The organism is Aeromonas encheleia, assembly GCF_900637545.1.
Lineage (GTDB): Bacteria > Pseudomonadota > Gammaproteobacteria > Enterobacterales > Aeromonadaceae > Aeromonas > Aeromonas encheleia.
On the sequence record NZ_LR134376.1, the window covers coordinates 2,815,937 to 2,838,538 of the forward strand.

Here is a 22,602-nt window from a genome sequence, read left to right on the forward strand (position 1 = left end):
CAATGCGCGAAATCAAACCAGCGGCGCCCGAGATCCCAACGGCCAGGCCCCAGGCGCAAGGCGACCCTCACCCCAGCGTGCGGCGCTGGCGCTTGACCGCATACATGCGCGCATCGGCCTGACGCAGAGCATCGTCGATGCTGGTGTGGGCCGGATCTATGGCCACCACCCCCACGCTGGCGCCGGGATAATGCAGCACCCGGGACGGGAGCGGCAGCTGGAGCACGCTCTGCTCGAACAGCCGGCGCTGGAAACGCTGCACCGCCACCTCTATCGACTCATCGCCCCGATGAGGCCCCATGCCGACGGCGACGAACTCGTCGCCCCCGACCCGCGCCAGCAGATCGCCGCCGCGCAGGGCCGCCGACAGTTGCCGCGCCAGGGTGACCAGCAGCAGATCCCCCGCCTCGTGGCCGTGGGTGTCGTTGATGACCTTGAAGCCATCGAGATCGATGAAGGCGATGAGCACGGGGTGGCCGGCCCGCTCCGACAGGGAGAACAGCCGATTGAGCTCGTGCATCAGCGCCCGCCGGTTCGGCAGGCCGGTCAGGGGGTCGCTGAGCGCCTGGCGCGACAGCTCCTGGTTGGCCCGCTGCAACTGCTGCAGCAACTGCTCCCGCTCCACATGCTCGGCGATCAGCCGGGCGAAGAAGGCGATGAGCTGCTCGGAGCCGGCCACCAAGGGTTTGTGCTCGGCGCTGGCGGCGCACAGGGTGCCGTAGAGTGAGCCCGAGGAGGTGCGCACCGGGCTGCTCAGATAGGTGTGGATGCCGAGCGCACTGGCCGCCTGGGAATCCCCCCAGCACTCGGCGACGTTGTCGGTATAGATGCGCCCCTCATCGATCGCCCGCCGGCACAGGGTATCGCTCCAGTCCACCGTGATCCCCTCCGGGATCTGCAACCCGGCCACGTCGTTGGCATTGTTGGCATTGTTGGCATAGCGAATGCTCTGCTTGCCCTGCACCAGATCGATCTCGGTGAGATAGGTCGACTCCAGCCCGGTCACCGCCTCCAGCATCTCCAGCAGCGGCCGGGTCAGGCTCTCCAGATCCCGCGCCTCTGTGACCCGCTCCGACAGGGCCTGCAATATCTTGTCCACGCACATCTCCCAGCTTGCATGTCAACCCCGGACACCATAGCCAACCCGGTGGTGGACTATCAAGCCCCGTCGACGCAGGCAGGAGTTCGGTCCGGCAAAATGCCGGCCCCCTCAGGGTTTGCCCCCACGGGAGAGGAGGCCTCCCCGAGCGGCCCGCCCCGATCCGCGCTGCCCGCGCACCATCTTGCGACTCTTAATCGCACCGGACAGATAACGTCGGCAGCCCCTCTTCCCCCTGCCGTCGTCCTGTGGCGGACCGATACACCGGCGGTCAGTTTGGGGGAATCGCCTCCCCTCGCCGCCGGCCCAGCGCCCGGTTTGCCACCGAACTTTGAAGCAGCGCAAGAAACCAACCGATTCTGGCGATTGACTCATCAATTGCGTGGAGAAGACCGAGATGGCTCCGTAAGATGGGCTGTGTGCCTGTTGGCCCCCTTCTCCCCCGCTGATGGTCAGCAACGCACTGTGGTAGCGGCAAGCCAGGGGCGGTAGCAATTCTGGCGGATACCACAGCCCGGTATCCCGCGCCTGCGGCAAGAGGCGAGGACGCCGTCCTCGACCGTTGCCCGTTGCCACCCAGGGTGCCCATCTACATGTAGGGTCGATTAGCGAAGCGTAATCGTCCGCGGTAACAGTCCCCTCTCCCCTTGCGGGAGAGGGTTAGGGTGAGGGGTCGAGTAACGTCTTTATCCGGCGACACGGTATCGGCATGGCTCCGCCATGCAGGACACGAGGGCGCTGCCCTCGACGGGGTTTCGCCCGCCCTTCGGGCTTGGGCGAGTGACTTTGGAAAGACCCAAAGTCACCAAAGGTCTTTTCCCCCACTTGTTCGCCCTCCTGCGTCGGGTTCCCTCGGTTCACCCGTTTGTCCCACGGCACGCGCCGATGGGCCATCCATGGCCCAGCGGCGCTCGCTCGGCGTCCTGCCTCGCGGCCTGAACAAACGGGCTCACCTCAGCGAACAAGAGGGGGCAACACCCAGCCCGCAGCCCCGAGGCCAGCTAACAACTAACAGCTACCTATGTACTCGGGGAATGACCTTATATTGAAGGTCTGATAGTGAGTTATTTAGCCGTGCTAAAGCCTTATTTCTAGAACGTCCGATTACGCTCCGATAATCTAACCTACGGCCCAAGGCTTCCTCTTTAAATAAAAGGAAGCTTAGATTCTCTTGGCTCTATATTACCCAATCCACTAAATAAACTAAAAATCAAAATAGAGAACATATTAATGAAATTGCTCGATGCGCGCATATCTAACTATCGAAGTATAAAGGATGAGCAACATATCGTTTTTGACACATCCACCACTTTAATTGGACCAAATAACTCAGGGAAAACAAATACTTTACGTGCAATTGCACTTTTATTTAGCGGATACGATAACAAATTTTCATATGACAGGGAAAGAGACCTTCCGGTAGATCGACCAACAAAGCAGACATCTGTTATTGGAACTTTCGAGATCCAACCAGAGGAAATCTGGTTTTGGGAAAAATTTGATCGCTTACATGAACTGCATGGAACACAGCGAGATGGTAATACAGTAACACTGTATTTGTATTTCACAGCAACGAACACTCCAGTCTATAGCTTCTTTGCTAATATAAAAAGACCAAATGATCGAAAGAATGACTATTCTAGAGTTCTAAGGTCTCTAGTCACGGAGTTAGTCGAGAAGCATAATGTGATATATATACCAAGTGAAAAGAGCATTGTTGACTTGTACAGTCAACTTCTAGCTCCAAGAGTTAGTGAAAAAGCATCAAGCATACTATCTTTAGCAATAGAGAACCTAAAGGATGAACTAAGAAACATTGGAAGTTCGATAAGTGAAACATTGAAAAAATCAGGCATATCTGAATCAACGGTACAGCTTGAAGTTCCTGGAGATGACCTAAGAAATATCGTAGGTGAATTCAGCCTTTCTGTTACAGATACAGTTAAGACAAATTACACACAGAAAGGGAGAGGCCTTCAAGCAGCAATATTTTATGCTAGTCTCCACTGGGTGGATGAGAGAATAAGAGATGAAGGTAAAATACCATTCTGGCTAATAGAAGAACCAGAGAGCTATATGCATCCAGAATTAGCTAAAAATTGCAAACACATGCTTACAATGATCGCAAATCACAGCATGGCAGTAATAAGTACACACTCAATGCAATTTTTACCACGCGAGCCAGCAGGCATCCATAGTTTCATACTAAAAGATTCAGCAACGAGCATAAAACGGCATGTAAAATACGACGAGGCTTGCAATGCACTCAAAAAAACTCTTGGCCTTAGGTTCAGTGATTACTATAGCTTAGGTGATAATAATGTATTGCTAGAGGGTAAATGGGATGCATATGTAATACGTGAAACCTTAAACCATATTATCTTATTATCAGGTATAAAATTACCCTATCTTTCTAACGCTGTTCTTATTGAAAAAGATGGGGTAAGTGGTTTGGTTGGCTTCTTACGCGCCGTTTATGATCATGTTAGAAAAGAAGTCGCGGCGGTGACAGTATTTGACGGTGATGATGCTGGTGTTCGTGCACGCAAGGAATTACAAGGGTTTTTCAGTGGGCGCGGAGAGTTTCAACCGAACATAGACTTCGTGTCAGTTAGGATGGGTTACCCCATGGAGGGAATATTTCCAGATGAATGGATTAAAGAGTGCAACCAAGAGAATTCTAACTGGTTTAAATCTTGGAGCGTAGATGCAGCAGGTATAGTCGAACCATTCGAAGTTGATGATAATAAGAAAGAAAATTATGCAAAGTTCATGTGTTCCAAGGTACTCGCAGAGAATGACTTATCCTCGCTGGCAATGATGGTTAATTTATACTCTGTTGTTGACAAGGCCCTTGAGGCACAACATAAAAAGCTTTCTCAAATAGAGAATCAACAATAATAAATTCATACTGAACTAGTGTCATTACTTCACGCCCACCAAAAAAAACCGCAGCCCAAGGGCTGCGGTTTTTTTATTGGGCTGACCTTTCAGCCAACAGAGCAACTGGCCTTACGCACGGCGCCAGCTGGTCTTGCCGGCGCTGTCTTCCAGCACTATGCCCATCTCGGTGAGACGGTTGCGGGCGGCGTCGGCGGCGGCCCAGTTCTTGTCGGCGCGGGCCTGGTTGCGCTGGGCTATAAGCTGCTCGATCTCGGCCACTTCCTCATCGGCGTCATTGCCCTTGAGGAAGGCGTCCGGATCCTGCTGCAGTATGCCGAGCACGGCGCCGAGCTCACGCAGGCGGGCACCGAGGCCGGCGGCCACGGTCAGGTCTTCAGCCTTCTGGCGGTTGATCTCGCGCACCAGATCGAACAGGGCGGAGTAGGCTTCCGGGGTGTTGAAGTCGTCGTCCATCGCCTCCTTGAAGCGAGCCACCTGCTCGTCACCACCGGCGGCCTCGGCGGCAGGCAGGTCACGCAGGGCGGTGTACATCCGCTCCAGCGCGGCGCGGGCCTGCTTGAGGTTGTCTTCCGAGTAGTTGAGCTGGCTGCGATAGTGGCCGGACATCAGGAAATAACGCACGCTCTCGGCGTCGTAGTGGGCCAGCACGTCGCGGATGGTGAAGAAGTTGCCGAGGGACTTGGACATCTTCTCTTTATCCACCATCACCATGCCGCTGTGCATCCAGGTGTTGACGTAGTCGCCACCGTGGGCGCAGCAGGACTGGGCGATCTCGTTCTCGTGGTGCGGGAACTGCAGATCCGAGCCGCCGCCGTGGATGTCGAAGTGGTTGCCAAGGTGCTTGGAGTTCATGGCGGAGCACTCGATGTGCCAGCCGGGACGACCCGGGCCCCAGGGGCTGTCCCAGGTCGGCTCGCCGGGCTTGGACATCTTCCACAGCACGAAGTCGAGCGGGTTGCGCTTGGCATCCACCACATCGACCCGGGCACCGGCCTGCAGTTGCTCCAGATCCTGACCGGACAGCTTGCCGTAGTCGGCGAACGACTCGACGATGAACATGACATCGCCGTTGTCGGCCACGTAGGCGTGATCCTTGGCGATCAGGGTCTCGACCAGCGCGATGATCTCATGGATGTGCTGGGTGGCGCGCGGCTCGACGTCCGGACGCACCATGCCGAGGGCATCAAAATCCTGGTGCATGTCACCGATCAGGCGCTCGGTCAGATCGTCGCAGGTCACCTGGGTCTCGGCGGCGCGCTTGATGATCTTGTCATCCACGTCGGTGACGTTGCGCACGTAGTTGAGCTGGTAGCCGCTGTAACGCAGGTAGCGGGCCACCACGTCGAAGGCGACGAAGGTGCGACCGTGACCGATATGACAGTGATCATAGATAGTGACACCACACACATACATGCCCACCTTGCCCGGGTGGATAGGTTGGAATTCTTCTTTTTGACGAGTGAGTGTGTTGTATATCTTCAGCATCTTATGACCACTGCCTGTGAGTAAAATGGCCTGCCATTCTACCCGCATCCGGTGGAGAAAACGAGGCAGAAAACGCGCCGGATCCTGCGTGCCATCTATGCCGCAGGCCCCCGATGGGCTAGAATTGCCACCACTTTAGGCCATAGCCCATGCAACAGCCGCGAGCCGCCTTCGTGCCCGCGCAACATTTGAAAGGACATATCATGGTTACTCTGCACACCAACCACGGCGACATCACCCTCACCCTGCACGCCGACAAGGCCCCGGAAACCGTGGCCAACTTCCTGCAATACTGCCGTGACGGTCACTACGACAACACCATCTTCCACCGCGTCATCGACGGCTTCATGATCCAGGGCGGCGGCTATGCCCCGGGCTTCGAAGAGAAAGACACCCGCGCCTCCATCAAGAACGAAGCGGCCAACGGTCTGTCCAACAAGATTGGCACCGTCGCCATGGCCCGCACCATGGAGCCGCACTCTGCCAGCGCCCAGTTCTTCATCAACGTGAACAACAACGACTTCCTCGACTTCAAGTCCGCCACCAGCCAGGGCTTCGGCTACTGCGTGTTCGGTGAAGTGAGTGCCGGCATGGACGTGGTCAACAAGATCAAGAGCGTCAAGACCGGCAACCGTGGCCGTGTCCATCAGGACGTGCCGGTAGAAGACGTGGTGATCACCAAGGTGACCCTTGCCGACTGATTGTCGACTTCTGCCAGATGAAACGACTGCGGCCCCGGCCGCAGTTTTTCCATCTGCGCGCGCCGCACGCCCCGACTGGCGCCGCCTCGACTACCTGGCCCTTGGCAACGCACGCCAGCGCTCGGCTCATGCCCTGTTGACCGCGGGGCTGTGGGATGAGCTGGGGCAGCTGTGCCAGGACCTGGCGCTGGTGAGCACCCTGACCATTGGGCTCGACAGGCCCGGCAGCGATCTCGATATCCTCTGCCGGCATAGGGATCCCGCCGCACTGGCCGCCCTGCTTGCCGAACGGGGCTGGCAGCGCCGCGCCTTGGCCAATGGCGTCTGGTTGCTGGAGCAAACCCTGGCTGGCGCCGATGGTCACCCCTGGCCCGTCGAGCTCTACGTCACCCAGGAGCGGCTCGAGACCCTGCACGGCTGGCGCCATCTCAGCCTGATGGCAGCCCTGCTCGAGCACTTCGGCCATGACTTCCATCGGGCTGTGCTGCGCCTTCGCCTCGCGCAGGGCCTGAAAGGCGAAGCCGCCATCTGCCAGCTGCTCGGCCTGACGGGCGATCCCTATCTGGCGTTGTTGACGCTGGAGGGGACGGACCCTGCTCGGTTAAACTGGCGACCTACCCCATGACCCACCCAGCCTCTTTCGGGATCCTTAGCGCACCATGACGACCACCCTTTTTATCAGCGACATTCACCTCTGTGCCGCCCGCCCCGACATGACGGCCGCGCTGGTCCGCTTTCTGGCGCACGACGCCCCCGGCGCCGATGCCCTCTATGTGCTGGGGGATCTGTTCGAATTCTGGATTGGCGACGATGATCTCACGGCGCTCCATCAGGAGGTGGCTGCCGCCTTCCTGACCCTGAGCCAGCAAGGGGTGCCCATCTATTTCATCCACGGCAACCGCGACTTCATGCTGGGCAAGCAGTTTGCCAGGCGCGCGGGCATGACCCTGCTCGGCGATCCCTGCGTCATCGAACTCTACGGCGAGCGGGTGCTGCTGAGCCACGGCGATATGCTCTGCACCCATGATGTCGACTACCAGAAGTATCGCCGCATCGTAAACCTCAGATGGCTGCGCTGGCTGTTCCTGCGCCTGCCCCTTAGCCGCCGTCAGGCCATCGCCCACAAGATCCGCGGCCAAAGCGGGACAGAGAACCCCAACAAGCATCGGAGCATCATGGACGTCACCCCGGAGGCGGTCGATGAGCTGATGAGACAGCATGAGTGCCGCACCATGATCCACGGCCATACCCACAGACCCGCCATCCACGACTTCAGCCTCGATGGGGCGCCTGCCCGCCGCATCGTGCTGGGGGACTGGTTCGAGCAAGGCTCTATCCTGGTCTGCTCCCCCGCGGGCCAGCGGCTCGAGACCCGCGCCCTCAGTTAGTCAGGGGCCAATGGTTCTCATATGGCCATTGATGAGCCATACCCGTCCGGGGTGGGATGCAATGCAGATCCCTGCGTATACTCTGGTTTTCTGCACACAATGAGGACGACGTTATGGGCTTTATGACCTGGATCGTATTGGGATTGATCGTCGGCATCCTGGCCAAGTGGATCATGCCGGGCAAGGATGGGGGCGGTTTTATCATGACGGTGATCCTGGGGGTGATCGGCGCCATGGTGGGCGGCTATGTCAGCACCCTGCTCGGCATGGGCACCGTCAACGGCTTCAACCTGCCGAGCATTCTCATCGCGACCGTGGGCGCCTTGATGGTGCTGTTTATCTACAACAAGGTGCGCAGCTGAGCCGCCCACTCCCCCTGGCGCCATCCCTGTGCCCCCCAGAGCCAAGATCCGAAACCTGGTGTTTCGGATTTTTTATGGCCGCCGCGCCAGCCTGAGCGCCTGGCCAGGGGATCATATGAACGCATCCATCAGCAGATAGGTGCCGGGCAGCCGTTGATGCCGATCGATCAGGGGCACCAGCCGCCTGAAATGCTCGGTGGCGCAGTGGGCATCCAGGGCCGCCCGATCGGGCCACTCCTCCAGGAACACGAAGTGCCCTGGATCCTTCTGATCGATGCACAGCTCATAGGAGATGCACAGCGGCTCCGCCCTGGTCTTCTCCACCAGCTCCCGATACAACGGCATGACCTCCTCGATACGATCCAGCTTGATGAAGTCCTGCGCTATGACTCTCAGCATGAGTGAGCTTCCCCCTCGTTTCGCCTGACGATAAATCCAGAAGGCCGACTCTAGCCCAGCCCGATGCCCGATGCGAACCCTTTGAGCAGGAGGATCGTGAGCCATGGCCGGCGCATCGCCCGGTTAGCTTATCGGGTGAGGGGATCGGCCTGACGCTGGCAAGCCCGCCCTTGCCTATCATTGAATAAACCCACGCTGCAGACCAGGTCGGGAGGTGCCTATGACCGAACAGGCGAGAGCGCGTCTGCGAAAACTCATCACCGATAGCGGCAAGTCGCGCGAGGAGTGCGAGCAAGACGGCGTGATCGAGGAGCTGGTAGCAGACACCACCCTCTTCGGCGCCGATCACAACGAGGTCTTGTGTGTGCTGGAGGCATGGTGCGGCTCACCCAGAAGGAGGCTGCTGCTGGAATTCCTCTTCGAGGATTAGCATTCGCTAGCGAGGTACAGCCAAAGAAGGCCCCAGGATCTGGGGCCTTCTTCCATCTGCCTGAGCCCCACCGCCTGGCCGATGGTGCCGCATAAAACGGTGCCATCCGCATCACAGGGAAAGCCTGCAGCACTCTGCGCCGCCCGGGCACTGTCTGGGTTGGGAAGGCGGCACCCTTCACCTGCAAATAGGCGGCGCGACAAGATCAATGGCGGCATTCTGGAGGCGCACTATCTGACCCTGCTGGGATCTGCAACGGGAAGTAAAACGAAGGGGGTTTAGGGGGGACGAATGGCAGAGCGGGCGCTCTGCCGTCATGGTCACACTGGTAGGGTATTACCCGTTACCACAACGTCAGTCACGGGGTCACGGCCAAGTCTGCGCTGGCATTGAAGTTCTGCCCATTGAGCATCCCGCTCGCGGTAATGGTGGTGATGCCCGCCCCCACGGCGGTCGCCACCCCTTTGCTGCCGGCGGCGTTGCTGACGGTGGCCACCGCCTCATCACTGCTGCTCCAGTTCAGGGCCGGGTTGTTGGTCAGATCCAGGAGGCTGCCATCTGAGAGCGTCCCATTGGCGGTAAAGACGGTGATGACAATCGGCTGTGAATCCGAGGGCGGCATGCTGGCGGCAGCCGTGGGGGTCAGGGCCAGATCGGTGACGACGGCATCCGTCACCTCCAGCCGGGCGCTGGCCTCAAATACCCTGCCATTCTCGGTACCCGTGGCGTTGATGGTGGCTATCCCGGCCCCGACAGCGGTCGCACGACCAGTGGCATCGACGGTGACTATGCTGGCGTCACTGCTGCTCCACTGAAGGATCACGTCATGGGTGGCATCTGTTGTCGAGCCATCATCCAGGGTGATCTTGGCAATAAATTGTTGTTGTAATCCTGCCGGGAGGCGGCTCTCTGAGGGGGTGACTTGCAGGCTGGTGATCCGGGTTGCGTCTGTTCCATTACCTCCACCGCCCTCACCGGGCACGGGGACCATGGTTTCGGTATCACAGCTGCCTAAAAACAGCGCCATGGTGCCGATAAGCACATATTTTACATTGAGCACACTCATGATGGATTCCTTGAGGTTTGTGTTCGTTCAATTGTCATCCCTGTCTGATCTGACTTCGTTGATGTGCAAGCGGGCGGTTCCTTTTGTGATAAAGCGTCAAGCGTACGTCAGCTTCTGCCGCTCTGCGCGCAAGAGACGGCGCCCAATACGAGGCCATGCATGGGTCATGATCTCGTTCGGATACCACCGCCTGATGATGGTCTCGCCGGCCTGGCACTCCCCTTTCCCCCGTGAAATCCTGGCCCAGCCACTGCGGTGGTGCGCTATCGGATTGATTCGATGGGAGCTGGGCTGATTGAGCCTGTGGCGAGTGGCGCGGCGCACGGCAAGATGCATCGCCGCGATTGAAACCCGATCCACCGTGCCAAGTCCGCAACAGGTTTCTGAGTATTTTTTGTTCTATCCAACGGTGTCTGCCGCTGATATTGAATGGATAGCCTCAGATGGACCGCCGACGGGATATGGATGCCATCTGCTGGTGGATGACGGCTGGATCAAGGCGCCATGCCCACTACAGAACCCGCACGATAAGCCACAGCACCAGACCGCTTTCCTAGTGGTGAACGATCTCCCATCAGGGCGACACCAACCGCCTGCACTGGACGTGAAGCTGGGAACACAGCCGGCATAAATCCGTGGGGAAAGAATCTGGGCATCGAGGGCGTTTTCCCCCTGCCACTCCCCTGGCCGCTTGAGCTCGTTGCACACCGCTCGCAGGTAGGCAGCTTGGCCTTGCGGGCCTCGCCATGGCACAGGCTCTGGCCATGCCCATGGCGACCAAACCAGAATGCGACCAGATCGAAGAGGCTCCGCCTGTCGTTCGGTTCCACCTGCCCCTCCGGCCAGGGCTTGCCCCTGTCCGGGTCCAGCCCAACGCGCTCGAACGCCAGCTCCTCGTCCTGGCTGGCAAACGGCTTGCGCACTCGTGATATCGATGGCTTTTCCTTGCCCGAGGTTTGCGCTCTAGCTGCCATCCCTCCGCCACCGACATACCGCCATTATCCCTCATCGGGCCTGTTTAACCGCGGCGCCGTCCGGCATGAAGGGGACCTGCGTGAACTAAACTAATTACCTGCTTGCTCGTCTCGACCGACTCGTTCAGCCCGATCACTGGGCAAGCACAGCAGTTGAGGAGATTGTCATGAAGATGTGGAAAGTTTGCCTGATAGCAGCACAACTCCTGCTGGCAGCCTGCGCCTCTAATGGCGGGGCGACGCCTCCCCCGAGCGGGGATGACGGAAGCAATGCCGGCGGTAAGGGCAGTGGCGGCGGGGGCATGGGCGGTGGTTACTTTACCGATGAGCCCAAAGCACAGTTCGGCATGTCTATGGTGACCACTCCATCACCAAAGTGATGGTCACCCGTGTATTTCAAGCTGGTGTTGGCGCCATGCACGCCTGAGGCTGACACCGGCGCCTCTCTCCGGTCACTACAGGACATAGTCATGGATCTGCACACGCTAAAGGCATTCCTGCTCGGCTGCCTAGTCATCAACTATCTCATCCTGCTGGGGTGGTTTGCCGCATTTGTGTTTGCCCACAGCTGGATGTACCGACTGCACAGTCGTTGGTTCCACCTCTCCGAGGAGCGCTTCGATGCCATCCACTACCTGGGGGTCGCCGTCTATAAAATCGGGGTGATGCTGTTCAATCTGGTGCCATATTTGGCTCTGCTTATCGCGACCGGCTGAGCATAGCGGTGTTCTTTCACCGAAGGGCATCCGAAATGACCAAAGACAGTTTCATCTCTGTGGTGATGGGCTTCACCGGCAAGCAGGCCGCGCTGGCCGCCCGGCCCACATTAAAACATCTGCGTGGATCAAATCTGGACACTGAGAGCAAACAAAAAAGGCCACTATCGCTAGTGGCCTTCATAAGTCTTTGATTTTAATGGTGCCCGAGGCCGGAATCGAACCGGCACGCCTCGAAAAGCGAGGGATTTTAAATCTGATATGCGCCCTAATGAAAACAACCACTTACATATAAATCAAAGGGTTAGTAAACCAATGATGGTCAAAAACGACCACCCATTGAAAATTTTGTCGCCACTGTGTCGCCACTTTCATCCCTTCCTGGCCAGCAACGCAGACAGCTTTCTCCACTCAGGGGAAAACAGCCTTCTCAGGTAAACTTGCCGGAGCTTGATGGACAACTTCCTGGCAAAACCAGCCCTTTCCTCTTCTGCGATCAGGTTCTGAATATCCGCCCACAGTACGTCACGTTGAAACCCTGTCCAGATGGCCGGAACTGGAGTGAGTGTATTCGTGTAGCACACCGGTGCCACCCATTCGAACAGCGCCTTCTCCACATGAGCGACAGGAAAGACTCTCGCCACTCTGGCGATGTACCCATAGTCGACCTCGTTATCGACAAAGAGATCAGAGAGCGCCTCGCACAAATCCATGTCAGACAGGAATCTATCCATCATCAAGCTCCATTTGCCTCTACGGATTCAATTTAGACCACAAACAGAAAGAGGGTTCAATCGTACCGCATCTTCCAGATGATCGGGGGCGAAATGTGCATAGCGCATGGTCATGGCGATGGTGGAGTGGCCGAGGATCTTTTGCAGCACCAGGATGTTGCCGCCGTTCATCATAAAGTGGCTGGCGAAGGTGTGGCGCAGGACGTGGGTATTCTGCCCGGCAGGCAGCTCCAGCCCTGCCCGTTCGACCACCATCTCAAAGGCCCGATAGCAGTCACCGAACAGGCGGCCACGTTTTCTCGGCAACTGGGCATAGAGCGCGGGGCTGATGGGCACGCTACGGCTCTTCTTGCTCTTGGTGCGGGTGAAGGTCACGCGGTTGGGAGATACCTGGGACTGGGTCAGCTCTTCCACCTCAGACCAGCGGGCGCCAGTGGCAAGGCAGAGTTTCACCACCATCAGTAGATCGGGGCTTGGGCTCTCGGCGCAGGCGGTCAGCAGGCGCTTGAGTTCATCGGGATAGAGAAAGGCCAGCTCAGCCTCGGCCACCTTATAAGCCCGCAGGCCATCAAGGGGGTTTTCACCCTGCCACTCCCCTAGCCTTTTCAGCTCGTTGAATACCGCCCGCAGGTAGGCATGTTCGCGGTTCACCGTGTTGGGAGTGACACCCTGCTTCTCCTGGTTGATGGCACGCCGATCGGTAATGTCGCCAGATAGGCGGGCTTCACGATAGGCGGCAAAGTCACGGGCAGAGAAGTTGACCGCCAGCGGATCTCCCAAGGAGTGGCAGACTGTCAGCAGCTTGGATTTGCGGGCCTCACCATCGCGCAGGCTCTGACCATGGCGGCCAAACCAGAGTTCAACCAGATCGGAGAGGCGCCGGCCGTCGGTTGGCTCCCCCTGCCCTTCCAGCCAGGGCTTGCCCTTGTCCGGGTCCAGCACGAAGCGCTCGAACGCCAGCGCCTCGCCCTTGGTGGCAAACTGCTTGCGCACACGCGGTGCATTGGGATTGGCCTTGCTAGGCCGCCCTTCCGGGTAGATTTCGGCAAGCCACTTGCCGGATGTCTGTTTTCTTACTGCCATAATCCCTCCATCAAACCACTGTGATTATATACAGCCATCAGTAGAGATTGGGAGTGTTTGGTTTCGGCAAGATAAACTTCGCCTGTGACACAAGCTCCTCGATGAGAGCGAAAAAGGCTGGTATACTCGCACGCTGTTTGAAGATGAGTTTTGGAGTTTTGACCTTGACAATTCGTGCTGTTGATTTGTTCTGTGGTGCAGGTGGCCTAACACACGGACTCGTTAGAGCCGGAATAGATGTTGTTGCCGGATACGACATCGTAGAAACCTGCAGGTATGCCTATGAACACAACAATAAAGCTAGGTTCATTAATCAGAGCGTTACTGATCTAACTGCAGATGAACTTGCTACGCACTTTGAGGGAGCAGAGGTGACTCTGTTAGCTGGTTGCGCCCCATGCCAACCATTCTCCACATACTCCAGAAACAGAAACAATCAGGAAGATGAACGTTCTGGTTTACTTGGCAGTTTTGGAGCCTTAATTGAACAGGTAAGGCCCGATTACGTAACTATGGAAAACGTTCCTGGTATGTTAACCAAGAGTGTCTTTCATGATTTTGTTAAGACTCTAAAAAATAATAACTATTTCATTGATTATAAGGTAGTTTATTGTCCTGACTATGGAATGGCACAGTCACGAAAGCGTCTTGTCCTCGTTGCCGCCCGTTCCTCAGATATAAAACTCATAGAAGCAACTCATACTCCTGATAATTATATTACAGTACGAGATGTGATATCCTCATTGCCTACACTCTTAGCCGGAGAACAGCATAGCTCAGACCCTTTACATAAGGCTCCAGGTTTATCCGACATTAACCTCCAAAGAATTCAGCATTCAAAGCCAGGTGGTACATGGTTAGATTGGCCAGAGCACCTTCGAGCTGATTGCCATCGAAAAGATTCAGGAAAAACATACATTTCTGTATATGGAAGAATGGCGTGGGATAAAGTCAGCCCTACAATGACAACTCAATGTACTGGCTTTGGAAACGGTCGTTTCGGGCATCCAGAACAGGATAGAGGAATCAGCCTTAGAGAAGCGGCATTACTTCAATCGTTCCCTAAGGCTTACAAATTCCTGCCGTCTGAAGCCCAACACGATATGGCAGCGCTTGCCAAAATGATTGGCAATGCAGTGCCAGTAAGGCTAGGAGAGATTGTTGGTATGACAATCCTGGATCATGCTAAATCTCTTCGATCAATTTCCGGAATTTAGACATGTCTTCCCGACCATGTAGATACTCACTGTATGCTTGTTTTGACTGAGTGATCAAATCAGTATATGTAAATATCTTTGCTCCAATAGATTCTAGTTGGCCTTGAATATATTTTTCGCTTCTATTAGGAAATTCATTTTTACCTAATAAGAAAATTACATCTATTGGTGGGACCACTCCATATGAAGGGCAACTCTTAGGGCTGTTTTTATACCATTGTTCTGTTGCCCTGACATATTTATCCCCCTGTTCTACAAGTGCAGGTATATCAACTTTCACACCCGGTCTTTTCATTTCAATAATGATATGTTTACCTGAAATGGTTTTGTATGCTATATCAATTCTGGCACCCTTTATTGCATCTGGCTCTATCTGCTTAAGTTCATTCGTCAACGTTTGCTCAATAATACTGGACCCAGTAACACGCTCCCAAGATGGATCTAGCAACCATAGATGTTTATAAAGGTATTCCTGAACGGCTTTCTCAAGCTCATTATCTTCTGTAATTTTGGCGAAGTGTTCTATCACTTTAATTCTTTGTGAAGTAATGTCATAAAATAAACTCGCCTCAATATCATCTATTGAAACAAATATATCTCTGAAAACACTAGACTCTATGCTTTCAACATTTTCAAGCTTGCTCAAATTATTGTTTATTCGAGCTTTTTCAAAAGCAACGAGAGTGTTTTTTAACACTTCCTTCTTGGTTTCTTTTTGTTCTTCTTCAGAACCACCAAACCGAAAAGTATTTAGTTTTCCAATAAGTCGCCTAGCCACCTTCTCTTCACCAGACTTTAATTCTGATAACCAGCTCGTTAAAATTGGCGTTTCTTTTTCCACCTCTTTTGAACCAATTTCCCTTCTCCACTCATCCCATTTTTTATCTATCTTGTTTAAAGATGCTTTCATAAACTCTGTCACGACTTTATAGCGTGGATCATTTTGCTGAAGCTGCTGTCTTGATGAGGTAGCCATGTCGGGTAATTCATTATCATCGAGGAAATTCATCTCCACTTCCCCTACAAGATAGTTGGTAAACATTCTTGCACTATCAAATGCAGATAGAATATTCTCCTCAAAAACACGGCCATTCGACATTATTGTTATTGTATTATTTGATGTCTCAGAATCAGTTTTCAGCTGCGCAGGAAGTTCGACAGTACCTATATATCCACTCACATAGTATTTATTTTCTTCATACACAACAAGATTATCTAAGGTATCACTTTTTGATTTGTTTTTACATGCTTCCATTACCTTTCCGTTCGAGTTGCCAAACTCCCATAAAAACTGAATATTTCCAAGGTAATCTCTATCTTCCATGGTGATGGGATTACCATTGAGTACGACTTCAAATAGATCACCAGCTCCAATTATGCTAAATCGTCTTGCAAGTCTTTTTCTCAAATAACTTTCAGTTCTATTAATAGATTTTGTCAAATCAGATAATATAATTTTAGTTCCTTTTTCTTCATCAAAAAAAGGGGTTATCCTCGTTGCAGAATATTTAGTACCTGCCTTTATATGACCTTTCAGTTTGCCAACATCAATTTCAAAGGCAGTACAAACTCCGTCTTTTTTTGTATGTACTTGTATCTTATTCGCTAGGGAGAACATGGCTAATTTACCGATTCCCTTTCGCCCCATTACTTGCCTACTTTTAACCTCACTTTTACCACATGCACTGTCCCGCCTAGCATAACCAACCTTTAGAAATTTATTGACTATTTCAGACTCAGTCATTCCATTGCCATCGTCAATAATAGTAACCTCTCCTGATCCTTTATCTAGATCAATTGATACAAGCTCAGCATCAGCATCCCATGCGTTTGATATTATTTCTGTAAGAACGGCAGGAGTGTTGGAATATAATCCCATACCAAGGTGGTTCAAAACATTAAAGTCTATATTTAATTGAAAATCGGCCATCTCTTTATCCCAATAGAAAAAGGCGCATTAGCGCCCTGTTTGTCTTTTTCTAAATGATCTGTGTTCTACCATCACGCCGATGATCTGGATGTGCTGCCGGTCGGAGTGCATGGTGGGGAAGTCATCATTGAGGGGGACAAGTTCAAACACCTCGTGCCCGTTCTCATCGATGCCACGGGGCCGGTACTTCTTGAAGGTGGCCTCATCGCTGCCGTTACTGGCCACCACGTAGTCCCCTGGTTGGGGCGCTTCGTCGGGATCAACGATGATGAGGTCCCCTTCCTTAAACTGCGGCAACATAGAGTCGCCTCGCAGCCAGAGGCCAAAGCCACAAGGGCCTACTTCCACCCCCGCCGTCACATATTCGACATTGCCATCGAAGGCCGTTGCCTGATCACACATCTCGTGCCAGTGGCCGGCCTGCACATAGCTCAGCACCGGCACCCGAGACCCTTGCGGGATCACAGCCGGCTCGACGTTGTGGTAACCAGGTATCGACTTTGTCGCAGGTGGCTCTGATGAGTTGCCATCGCCAGTCAGTAGCCAGTCAACAGTTACCCCCAGCGCAGCCGCCAAGTCATTGAGATAGCGGCCCTTAGGCTGGTTAAGTCCAGATTCCCACTTGCTGATCGATACCCGAGTAATCCCGATACGCCTCGCAAGCTCATCTTGGCTCATTTTCTGCGCACGCCTGCGTGCAGATATGCGGTCATTGATAGTTTCCATAAACCTAAGTTACCACCCAGCAAGGTAACTAAAGCAACGAAACCTCTTGACCCTTATTCGACCCATAAGTTACCTTTAGCCATCACCGACACTTAGGTGACAAATGGAGGGTTTGAAAATGCAGAAAAGCGCAGTTCTAGAGCACTTCGGCACCGTTACGGCGACAGCCAAAGCTCTTGGAATTTCCCATGTTGCAGTCAGTAAGTGGGATGACACCATCCCCCAAGGCCGCGCCTACCAGATCGAAGTGCTGACCGGCGGCAAGCTTAAAGCCGAGCAGCCCCTTACCACGCCAGACCGTGTGTAACTGACAGGAGGTCACCACCCATGATCCTTGCCCCCATCCATATCGATACCCCTGTTTGCACGGTCGAGAGCTTCTCTGAGCGTACCGGCCTGACCCAGCGCACGGTGGAGAACTACGTGCGGGCCGGGCGTATTCCCATCATGCCCAAACAGGGACGCGCTGAAAAAGTGCTGATCAACCTGGTGCTCTACACCCAGCAGGCCATGAACCAACAAGGAACAGTGCCTGCGGCCAAGCCTGTGCGCACTCCCAGAGTGTCGCGCAAGCAGGAGGCTTAAAGCCATGTTTGAACAAGGCATGCCCAAACAGTCGCACTTTCTGCAGCACTTCGATTCCGCCTGTTCGCGCTTTGCCGCCAGTCATTCGCTGGCCGAGGTAGCCCGCGCCGCCGGCATCAACGAGCAGATGCTGCGTAACAAGCTCAACCCTGAGCAATCCCATCAGCTGACCGCCCGGGATCTGGTGGCCATCTACCACGCCACCGAGGGGGACGAAACCCTGTTCGACGGCATGCTGATGGAATGTGGCCTCACTGCAGTAGCCATACCTAAGGCAGACCGCGCCCCTTCCCTGCCCCATCAGGCGATCGATCTGAATGCCAAGGTGGCCAGCATTGGCCAGCGGGCGCTGGAGCTGACCGACCGCGGCCGGATCACCCGCTCGGAGCGCAACACCCTGGTGAGCGTGGCCACCTCGGCCATGGGATCGCTCGCCATCTTGATCCACGACATCAAGGCCCGCTTTCAGGCGGTGCCCGCCCTGGCCTGTGCATCAGACATCCTGATGCAGGCCGCGACCATGTGAAGGGGAAACCACCATGCAACGCATCGACCACGAACAACTCAATCTGGCGGGTCTGACACCCTCCGAACAGATCGCCATGAACACCGCCGGCTGCCTGCTGCTGCGCGATCTGTTCGGCAAGACACGCTCCAGCCTGGACACCGACTGGCTGGCGATGGGCCAGGCCAAGAAAGCCGCCATCTGTGCCATCGCCCGCCAACCGCGGGGCGAACTGATGACCGCCACCCTGTCGGCCCTGCCCCATGCACAGCGTGAGGCGATCAGGCTGGCGGTGATCGCGCTGGAGTATCAGAAAGCGTTTCGCGGCGGCTGTGACAGCAAAGTCTGGCACCCGGCACTGAGCACCAGATCCATCGGGGATATCGAGAGGGAGAAGAAAGAGAGAGCGGCAAGGCTTCGCATGAAGCGTGCCGTGCTGGCGGCAAGCCAGATGACCGGGCAAGGCCCACGCCCCATCGGGCAGTAAAAAGCCCGCATTACGGAGCTGCAACTCCAAGCGGGCCTTTATCAACAACGTATGAGGAAGTCGACATGGCAACTTTAGCGATCCCCTGCGCCCTGCGCAACCTTCGCATCCAACAACGCAAGCTGACGGGCCGCTATGGCACCCGTCTTAGCCAACACCCTGACGGGGTTGCGCTTATGGAACGCACCACCGCACTGGCTTGGGCTTCTCTGTTCAGCCGCATCAACCCCTGCACTCTTTCACAAGGAGCCTGACCATGAACGCACAACCAACCCAGATCAATCTGCTCAACCACCATGCGGCCAAGCGTCTGCGCCAGTTACGGGAGCAGTTGAAGCTGAGCCGCCCCAAGTTTGCCGATCAGCTCGGCATTCCGGCCACCACGCTCAAGAACTACGAGCTGGGATACCGCGAGATCGGCGGGGGCCTGTTCCTGCTGATCGCCAATCACCCGGAGATGAAACATCACTGCGAATGGCTGCTGACCGGCATCGCTACGCCGGAGGTGCTGGCATGAGCGACGCCATCAAGATTGCCCGTCAGGCGCCCCAGCTCGTCGAGGGGCTGCTGGCCGATATGTTCGCCACCAACGCCGAAGATAACCGCATCGCCCTGGGCGGGGTTTACTCCGGCCAGCAGTACATCCAGATCCAACTGGTCGCCACCTGCAATCCGGCCGCCCTGCTGGATGACGACAGCGGTGAGGACGATGGCGAAGAGGGGCCAGCCATGGCCCCGACTCATGGCCCGTTGGTCACTCACTGGCTGGCGGCCCGCGCCGAGTTTATCGCCGCCGGTGGTGAAGTTCGGGGGGATAGAGACATCTCCCGGGAGTTGCTGGCGCTCGGGGCCGTGCGCTCTGTCTATTGGCTGGCACTGGGCCAGGGTGAAACCGCCCTGGCCCGGGAAATCGGCGAGTGGTGGCGCGAGTGCGCCCCGCTGCACGGACAAGGTGAGGTGATCCAGTGACCCATCACCTGCAGCAGGAACTGGCCAGCCTGATGCACCGCTGGCAAGAGACCTATCGGGAAGACGCAGCGCGGCTGCGTCTTTATCAGAAGGAGCTGGCCAATGCGCGCCGACTGCCTGCTCGCCCCCGAGCCAGTATCACGCTGTTACTGCGCCAGTGCGCGGCAGCCCGCCGCATGAGAGCCCATGCGCAGCAGCGCATCCAGGGCTGCCAGTCCCGCATTACGTTGCTATCTGGTACCGCCATCCAATGAGTCGAACAGCCACCCGGTTGCCGCTGTCGAAAAGGACACTGCGGCAGCGTATCGATACCCTTTCCAATGCTCTGCCCGGCGTCAATCTTGACGCCGCTTTCGTTGGCGCACCCGGTCAATCTGATCTGGCGTGGGCCGTGCAAATGCTCGATGGCCTCTCCCCCCAGCTCAGCCTGACCCTGTTCAAGCAATACGTGCGACGCCGCAAAGATGGCAGCACCCGCCATGCCCGCAATGGCAACATCTGGCTTCGTGAGCGGACCAAGCTGGTGCGCAGCCTTATCCAGGCCCTGCCAGTGGACCCTCAGGCCCTGCGCGATGAAGAGAGCCGTAAGCGAGTGGCGCACCAGTTCGCCAACCAGACGGCCGCCATCTGGCACAACATCGAGCAGGGCATCAAAGCCGGCGATGAGCCGGATCTGCTGCTGGCATGGGAGGTCATTCACCAACCTGCCGACCAGTGGGGCTTTATAGGGGAGTTGCCCGAATTCAAAACCGAGGAGATACGTGATAACTGGATCCTGAGCGTGATGGTGCGCCTGCTCTCTGCCAAGTGGTGGGAAAAGCGCATCAACCGCACCTGGGACCGACTGCAGGAGCACATCAACATCGTACTCGGCAAGGTGCGCAAGGGGGTGTCGGCTTATGTGTCGAACGCCACCATGAAGGTGGTGCGCGAGCGCAAGCGGGCCATGATGCGCTGGTTGGCCGAGTCTGAGGTGATGAACGAGCAGCATGACCTGGTGATCTCGATGAAGGATTGCTGGGAGGCCAGCAACGCCAACCCGGTCAACCGCCGCAACGAGATGATGGTGCGGATGCGCGGCTTTGAGGATTACGCCGAAGAGCAAGGGCATGTGGGGGTCTTCGTCACCTGGACGGCCCCTTCCCGCTTTCATGCCTGGACACAGAAGCACGACGGCAAGACCGTAGAGAACAAGCGCTATGAAGGGGCAACGCCGCGGGAAACCTGCGCTTATCTGGCCAAGCTATGGAGCCTGACTCGGGCCGCCCTCAAGCGGGTCGATGCCCCCGTCTACGGCTTTCGGGTGTGCGAACCACATCACGATGGTACCCCGCACTGGCACATGCTGCTCTTTATGCGCCCTGCCAACAAATGGCGGGTGATCAGCACCCTGCAACGCTATGCCCTCACCGATGATCATCAGGAGCTGGTGCGCGAGATCCAGGGGCGCCCGCCCTTCACCAACATCAAACCCCGCTTTGACTGGAAAGAGATAGACCCGGCCAAAGGGGACGCCACCGGCTACATCGCCGCCTATATCGCCAAGAACATCGACGGTGAGCATGTAGATGGTGATCAGGAGTCAGACACTCCTGCTGATCAAGGGGCCCAGCATGCATGTGCTTGGGCCAGTTGGTGGGGGATCCGCACCTTCCAACAGATCGGCGGCGCCCCTGTCGGGGTGTGGCGCGAGCTGCGCCGCATCAGCAACGCCAAGAAGCATGGTGATCTGGTGGGCCCACCTAAACCTGTGTTGCAAGACCCACGCTTTGAGGCCGCCCGCTTTGCCGCGGATAACGGCATCTTCCGCTGTTACCTGCAGGCCATGGGCGGCGCCCTGGCGACCCGGGCCGAACACCCCATCAAGTTGGCCCACCTCATTGAAGAACAGGCCAACGCTTACGGCGAAGACATCAAACGCCTGATGGGCCTACATACCGCCCGACTGGGTGTGCGTACTCGTCTGACTGGGTGGGAAGTGGTGCCTGCCGGTACCTTTGAGGCCACCAAGGCCGCCGAGGGTTCGGCTTGGAGGGTTGGGGTTAAGACGGGCGACAGCCCGGCTCCTTGGAGCTCTGACAATAACTGTACGCGGCCAGATCCTGATGCCTTCGCAGACCAGATCATGAGGGAACAATGGGGGTTATCGCCCTTCTCCATCGACCGGTTACGGTCAGGTGCCAGCGTAAGGGCGGATGGTTTCACCCTCTGGCTGGAGAACGGACAGCTGCAGTCGTGCAGATCGCTCCCAAGCGAGCCGGACTTGCAACTGGAGGGACTACAGCCAGCCGAACAGGGCCAACCAGATGAATACGCGGTACCGGCAGGCGATCCGGACTGGCCGATGCTTGTCGAATTGTGCGGCAAGGTTTACCAGGTGCAAGGACACGCCGGGGCGCACCGTTGGATTGAGATGCTGCCGGAGCCACACCAGTCACACATGTGGGCAGAACTGGAGAAGCTTAACACCCAGGATTGGCAGCAAGAACTGGGCGACTACAACGAGGAGTGGATATGAACAGCATGCAGACCGTAAGCCGCGAAGAATACCGCCGCCTGGTTAATCGGGTGACCTACATTCTCCAGCAATGCTGGCCAGCCAACGAGACCAGTCAATGGGTGGGGATGCTCAAGGGCAAACAGCAGGCCGTGGCCTGCATTATCCTGCGTCACCGCTATTCTCATTCAGAATCGCTGGCTCTGTCTGTCGTCGCCACCGAGGTTACAAACTAGTTTCAGATAAAGGTAAACCACCCGACTGTGCCGCTTCTTTCCTCTAATGGTAGACAGCAAACTTTTTTGATGGCCCGCTCCCCGTGGTCATCGTCCAAGCCGCACCTGA

Annotated in this window: 27 protein-coding genes; 19 read left to right on the forward strand and 8 right to left on the reverse strand. The window is 56.1% G+C overall.

The features are described 5' to 3' along the window. Positions 1–67 precede the first annotated feature (67 nt). Positions 68–1,105 carry a GGDEF domain-containing protein gene (locus EL255_RS12900; protein WP_170176007.1) on the reverse strand — a complete coding sequence of 346 codons (1,038 nt, stop codon included), beginning with the start codon at positions 1,103–1,105 and terminating at the stop codon, positions 68–70. A 1,224-nt stretch (positions 1,106–2,329) separates the two neighbouring features. Here EL255_RS12900 and EL255_RS12905 point away from each other — a divergent pair. Then, complete coding sequence (locus tag EL255_RS12905; RefSeq protein ID WP_084228405.1) at positions 2,330–4,000, forward strand: ATP-dependent nuclease; 1,671 nt, start codon at positions 2,330–2,332, stop codon at positions 3,998–4,000. Between the two features lie 111 nt (positions 4,001–4,111). Here the strand turns inward: EL255_RS12905 and cysS are convergent, their stop codons facing one another. Further along, positions 4,112–5,488: a cysteine--tRNA ligase gene (cysS, locus tag EL255_RS12910; RefSeq protein WP_042654678.1), complete on the reverse strand. Its 1,377-nt coding sequence runs from the start codon at positions 5,486–5,488 to the stop codon at positions 4,112–4,114. A 203-nt stretch (positions 5,489–5,691) separates the two neighbouring features. Between cysS and EL255_RS12915 the strand changes: the two genes are divergently transcribed. The 4 genes from EL255_RS12915 to EL255_RS12930 all read left to right on the forward strand — a co-directional run bounded on the left by EL255_RS12915 (position 5,692) and on the right by EL255_RS12930 (position 7,939). Beyond that, entirely contained in the window at positions 5,692–6,189 is a 498-nt protein-coding gene (locus EL255_RS12915) for a peptidylprolyl isomerase (RefSeq protein WP_042654677.1), read from the forward strand. Further along, on the forward strand, positions 6,179–6,814 hold the full coding sequence (locus EL255_RS12920; protein ID WP_042654676.1) for a DUF4269 domain-containing protein: 636 nt from the start codon (positions 6,179–6,181) through the stop codon (positions 6,812–6,814). The genes EL255_RS12915 and EL255_RS12920 overlap by 11 nt, the downstream gene beginning before the upstream one ends. 34 nt (positions 6,815–6,848) lie before the next feature. Then, complete coding sequence (lpxH, locus tag EL255_RS12925; RefSeq protein WP_042654675.1) at positions 6,849–7,577, forward strand: UDP-2,3-diacylglucosamine diphosphatase; 729 nt, start codon at positions 6,849–6,851, stop codon at positions 7,575–7,577. Between the two features lie 113 nt (positions 7,578–7,690). Beyond that, positions 7,691–7,939 carry a GlsB/YeaQ/YmgE family stress response membrane protein gene (locus EL255_RS12930; RefSeq protein ID WP_042654674.1) on the forward strand — a complete coding sequence of 83 codons (249 nt, stop codon included), beginning with the start codon at positions 7,691–7,693 and terminating at the stop codon, positions 7,937–7,939. A 111-nt stretch (positions 7,940–8,050) separates the two neighbouring features. On the opposite strand, the gene EL255_RS12935 is transcribed toward EL255_RS12930, so the two are convergent. Beyond that, the gene (locus EL255_RS12935) at positions 8,051–8,338 is read right to left on the reverse strand and encodes a putative quinol monooxygenase (RefSeq protein WP_042654673.1); all 288 of its coding nucleotides are present in this window, start codon (positions 8,336–8,338) and stop codon (positions 8,051–8,053) included. 220 nt (positions 8,339–8,558) lie between these two features. Here EL255_RS12935 and EL255_RS12940 point away from each other — a divergent pair, with 220 nt between their 5' ends. Further along, positions 8,559–8,768, forward strand: a complete 210-nt coding sequence (locus tag EL255_RS12940) for a hypothetical protein (protein ID WP_042654672.1) — start codon at positions 8,559–8,561, stop codon at positions 8,766–8,768. A gap of 358 nt (positions 8,769–9,126) precedes the next feature. On the opposite strand, the gene EL255_RS12945 is transcribed toward EL255_RS12940, so the two are convergent. Then, positions 9,127–9,834: an Ig-like domain-containing protein gene (locus EL255_RS12945; protein WP_048823207.1), complete on the reverse strand. Its 708-nt coding sequence runs from the start codon at positions 9,832–9,834 to the stop codon at positions 9,127–9,129. A 1,141-nt stretch (positions 9,835–10,975) separates the two neighbouring features. Here EL255_RS12945 and EL255_RS12955 point away from each other — a divergent pair. From EL255_RS12955 to EL255_RS21370, 3 genes are all read left to right on the forward strand, one after another. Continuing rightward, positions 10,976–11,188, forward strand: coding sequence for a hypothetical protein (locus EL255_RS12955; protein WP_042654669.1), 213 nt, complete (start codon positions 10,976–10,978; stop codon positions 11,186–11,188). Positions 11,189–11,278: 90 nt separating this feature from the next. Then, a complete protein-coding gene (locus EL255_RS12960) occupies positions 11,279–11,524 on the forward strand; it encodes a DUF6868 family protein (RefSeq protein WP_042654668.1) in 246 nt (81 codons plus the stop codon). Between the two features lie 35 nt (positions 11,525–11,559). Further along, positions 11,560–11,718, forward strand: coding sequence for a hypothetical protein (locus EL255_RS21370; protein ID WP_157013115.1), 159 nt, complete (start codon positions 11,560–11,562; stop codon positions 11,716–11,718). Between the two features lie 177 nt (positions 11,719–11,895). Here the strand turns inward: EL255_RS21370 and EL255_RS12965 are convergent, their stop codons facing one another. After that, positions 11,896–12,258 (reverse strand): DUF7079 family protein, encoded by a 363-nt coding sequence (locus EL255_RS12965; RefSeq protein WP_042654746.1) that lies wholly within the window; start codon positions 12,256–12,258, stop codon positions 11,896–11,898. A gap of 27 nt (positions 12,259–12,285) precedes the next feature. Further along, positions 12,286–13,341, reverse strand: coding sequence for a site-specific integrase (locus EL255_RS12970; RefSeq protein ID WP_042654667.1), 1,056 nt, complete (start codon positions 13,339–13,341; stop codon positions 12,286–12,288). A gap of 53 nt (positions 13,342–13,394) precedes the next feature. Between EL255_RS12970 and EL255_RS12975 the strand changes: the two genes are divergently transcribed. Further along, on the forward strand, positions 13,395–14,558 hold the full coding sequence (locus EL255_RS12975) for a DNA cytosine methyltransferase (protein ID WP_232018863.1): 1,164 nt from the start codon (positions 13,395–13,397) through the stop codon (positions 14,556–14,558). Here the strand turns inward: EL255_RS12975 and EL255_RS12980 are convergent. Together EL255_RS12980 and EL255_RS12985 are read right to left on the reverse strand one after the other, a co-directional pair. Continuing rightward, positions 14,527–16,488, reverse strand: coding sequence for a BbrUII/HgiDII family restriction enzyme (locus EL255_RS12980; protein ID WP_084228404.1), 1,962 nt, complete (start codon positions 16,486–16,488; stop codon positions 14,527–14,529). The genes EL255_RS12975 and EL255_RS12980 overlap by 32 nt on opposite strands. A 27-nt stretch (positions 16,489–16,515) precedes the next feature. Further along, positions 16,516–17,214: a LexA family protein gene (locus tag EL255_RS12985; protein WP_042654666.1), complete on the reverse strand. Its 699-nt coding sequence runs from the start codon at positions 17,212–17,214 to the stop codon at positions 16,516–16,518. A 118-nt stretch (positions 17,215–17,332) separates the two neighbouring features. Between EL255_RS12985 and EL255_RS12990 the strand changes: the two genes are divergently transcribed. The 9 genes from EL255_RS12990 (at position 17,333) to EL255_RS13035 (ending at position 22,493) form a co-directional block, all read left to right on the forward strand. Next, positions 17,333–17,521, forward strand: a complete 189-nt coding sequence (locus tag EL255_RS12990; protein WP_042654665.1) for a Cro/CI family transcriptional regulator — start codon at positions 17,333–17,335, stop codon at positions 17,519–17,521. A gap of 20 nt (positions 17,522–17,541) precedes the next feature. Further along, positions 17,542–17,799, forward strand: a complete 258-nt coding sequence (locus EL255_RS12995) for a hypothetical protein (protein ID WP_042654664.1) — start codon at positions 17,542–17,544, stop codon at positions 17,797–17,799. A gap of 4 nt (positions 17,800–17,803) precedes the next feature. Beyond that, positions 17,804–18,325, forward strand: coding sequence for a phage regulatory CII family protein (locus EL255_RS13000; RefSeq protein WP_042654663.1), 522 nt, complete (start codon positions 17,804–17,806; stop codon positions 18,323–18,325). Between the two features lie 13 nt (positions 18,326–18,338). Further along, complete coding sequence (locus tag EL255_RS13005; protein WP_042654662.1) at positions 18,339–18,791, forward strand: hypothetical protein; 453 nt, start codon at positions 18,339–18,341, stop codon at positions 18,789–18,791. 256 nt (positions 18,792–19,047) lie between these two features. After that, positions 19,048–19,308: a helix-turn-helix domain-containing protein gene (locus EL255_RS13015; protein WP_042654661.1), complete on the forward strand. Its 261-nt coding sequence runs from the start codon at positions 19,048–19,050 to the stop codon at positions 19,306–19,308. Beyond that, entirely contained in the window at positions 19,305–19,760 is a 456-nt protein-coding gene (locus tag EL255_RS21800) for a hypothetical protein (RefSeq protein WP_408608774.1), read from the forward strand. Before EL255_RS13015 ends, EL255_RS21800 begins: the two co-directional genes overlap by 4 nt. After that, complete coding sequence (locus EL255_RS13025; protein ID WP_042654660.1) at positions 19,757–20,014, forward strand: hypothetical protein; 258 nt, start codon at positions 19,757–19,759, stop codon at positions 20,012–20,014. The genes EL255_RS21800 and EL255_RS13025 overlap by 4 nt, the downstream gene beginning before the upstream one ends. Continuing rightward, positions 20,011–22,278 carry a replication endonuclease gene (locus EL255_RS13030; RefSeq protein WP_042654659.1) on the forward strand — a complete coding sequence of 756 codons (2,268 nt, stop codon included), beginning with the start codon at positions 20,011–20,013 and terminating at the stop codon, positions 22,276–22,278. Before EL255_RS13025 ends, EL255_RS13030 begins: the two co-directional genes overlap by 4 nt. Further along, positions 22,275–22,493, forward strand: coding sequence for a hypothetical protein (locus EL255_RS13035; protein ID WP_042654658.1), 219 nt, complete (start codon positions 22,275–22,277; stop codon positions 22,491–22,493). The genes EL255_RS13030 and EL255_RS13035 overlap by 4 nt, the downstream gene beginning before the upstream one ends. Positions 22,494–22,602: the final 109 nt, after the last annotated feature.

Bases quoted from the DNA above. Each gene is read 5' to 3' on its own strand.
- EL255_RS12915 (WP_042654677.1), top strand. From the start codon at position 5,692: ATGGTTACTCTGCACACCAACCACGGCGACATCACCCTCACCCTGCAC.
- EL255_RS12965 (WP_042654746.1), bottom strand. From the start codon at position 12,258: ATGGATAGATTCCTGTCTGACATGGATTTGTGCGAGGCGCTCTCTGAT.
- cysS (WP_042654678.1), bottom strand. From the start codon at position 5,488: ATGCTGAAGATATACAACACACTCACTCGTCAAAAAGAAGAATTCCAA.
- EL255_RS13035 (WP_042654658.1), top strand. From the start codon at position 22,275: ATGAACAGCATGCAGACCGTAAGCCGCGAAGAATACCGCCGCCTGGTT.
- EL255_RS13005 (WP_042654662.1), top strand. From the start codon at position 18,339: ATGCAACGCATCGACCACGAACAACTCAATCTGGCGGGTCTGACACCC.
- EL255_RS13000 (WP_042654663.1), top strand. From the start codon at position 17,804: ATGTTTGAACAAGGCATGCCCAAACAGTCGCACTTTCTGCAGCACTTC.
- lpxH (WP_042654675.1), top strand. From the start codon at position 6,849: ATGACGACCACCCTTTTTATCAGCGACATTCACCTCTGTGCCGCCCGC.
- EL255_RS12960 (WP_042654668.1), top strand. From the start codon at position 11,279: ATGGATCTGCACACGCTAAAGGCATTCCTGCTCGGCTGCCTAGTCATC.
- EL255_RS12945 (WP_048823207.1), bottom strand. From the start codon at position 9,834: ATGAGTGTGCTCAATGTAAAATATGTGCTTATCGGCACCATGGCGCTG.
- EL255_RS12905 (WP_084228405.1), top strand. From the start codon at position 2,330: ATGAAATTGCTCGATGCGCGCATATCTAACTATCGAAGTATAAAGGAT.
- EL255_RS13030 (WP_042654659.1), top strand. From the start codon at position 20,011: ATGAGTCGAACAGCCACCCGGTTGCCGCTGTCGAAAAGGACACTGCGG.
- EL255_RS21800 (WP_408608774.1), top strand. From the start codon at position 19,305: ATGAGCGACGCCATCAAGATTGCCCGTCAGGCGCCCCAGCTCGTCGAG.
- EL255_RS12930 (WP_042654674.1), top strand. From the start codon at position 7,691: ATGGGCTTTATGACCTGGATCGTATTGGGATTGATCGTCGGCATCCTG.
- EL255_RS12955 (WP_042654669.1), top strand. From the start codon at position 10,976: ATGAAGATGTGGAAAGTTTGCCTGATAGCAGCACAACTCCTGCTGGCA.
- EL255_RS12980 (WP_084228404.1), bottom strand. From the start codon at position 16,488: ATGGCCGATTTTCAATTAAATATAGACTTTAATGTTTTGAACCACCTT.
- EL255_RS12940 (WP_042654672.1), top strand. From the start codon at position 8,559: ATGACCGAACAGGCGAGAGCGCGTCTGCGAAAACTCATCACCGATAGC.
- EL255_RS12970 (WP_042654667.1), bottom strand. From the start codon at position 13,341: ATGGCAGTAAGAAAACAGACATCCGGCAAGTGGCTTGCCGAAATCTAC.
- EL255_RS12935 (WP_042654673.1), bottom strand. From the start codon at position 8,338: ATGCTGAGAGTCATAGCGCAGGACTTCATCAAGCTGGATCGTATCGAG.
- EL255_RS13015 (WP_042654661.1), top strand. From the start codon at position 19,048: ATGAACGCACAACCAACCCAGATCAATCTGCTCAACCACCATGCGGCC.
- EL255_RS12995 (WP_042654664.1), top strand. From the start codon at position 17,542: ATGATCCTTGCCCCCATCCATATCGATACCCCTGTTTGCACGGTCGAG.
- EL255_RS12900 (WP_170176007.1), bottom strand. From the start codon at position 1,105: ATGTGCGTGGACAAGATATTGCAGGCCCTGTCGGAGCGGGTCACAGAG.
- EL255_RS21370 (WP_157013115.1), top strand. From the start codon at position 11,560: ATGACCAAAGACAGTTTCATCTCTGTGGTGATGGGCTTCACCGGCAAG.
- EL255_RS12990 (WP_042654665.1), top strand. From the start codon at position 17,333: ATGCAGAAAAGCGCAGTTCTAGAGCACTTCGGCACCGTTACGGCGACA.
- EL255_RS12985 (WP_042654666.1), bottom strand. From the start codon at position 17,214: ATGGAAACTATCAATGACCGCATATCTGCACGCAGGCGTGCGCAGAAA.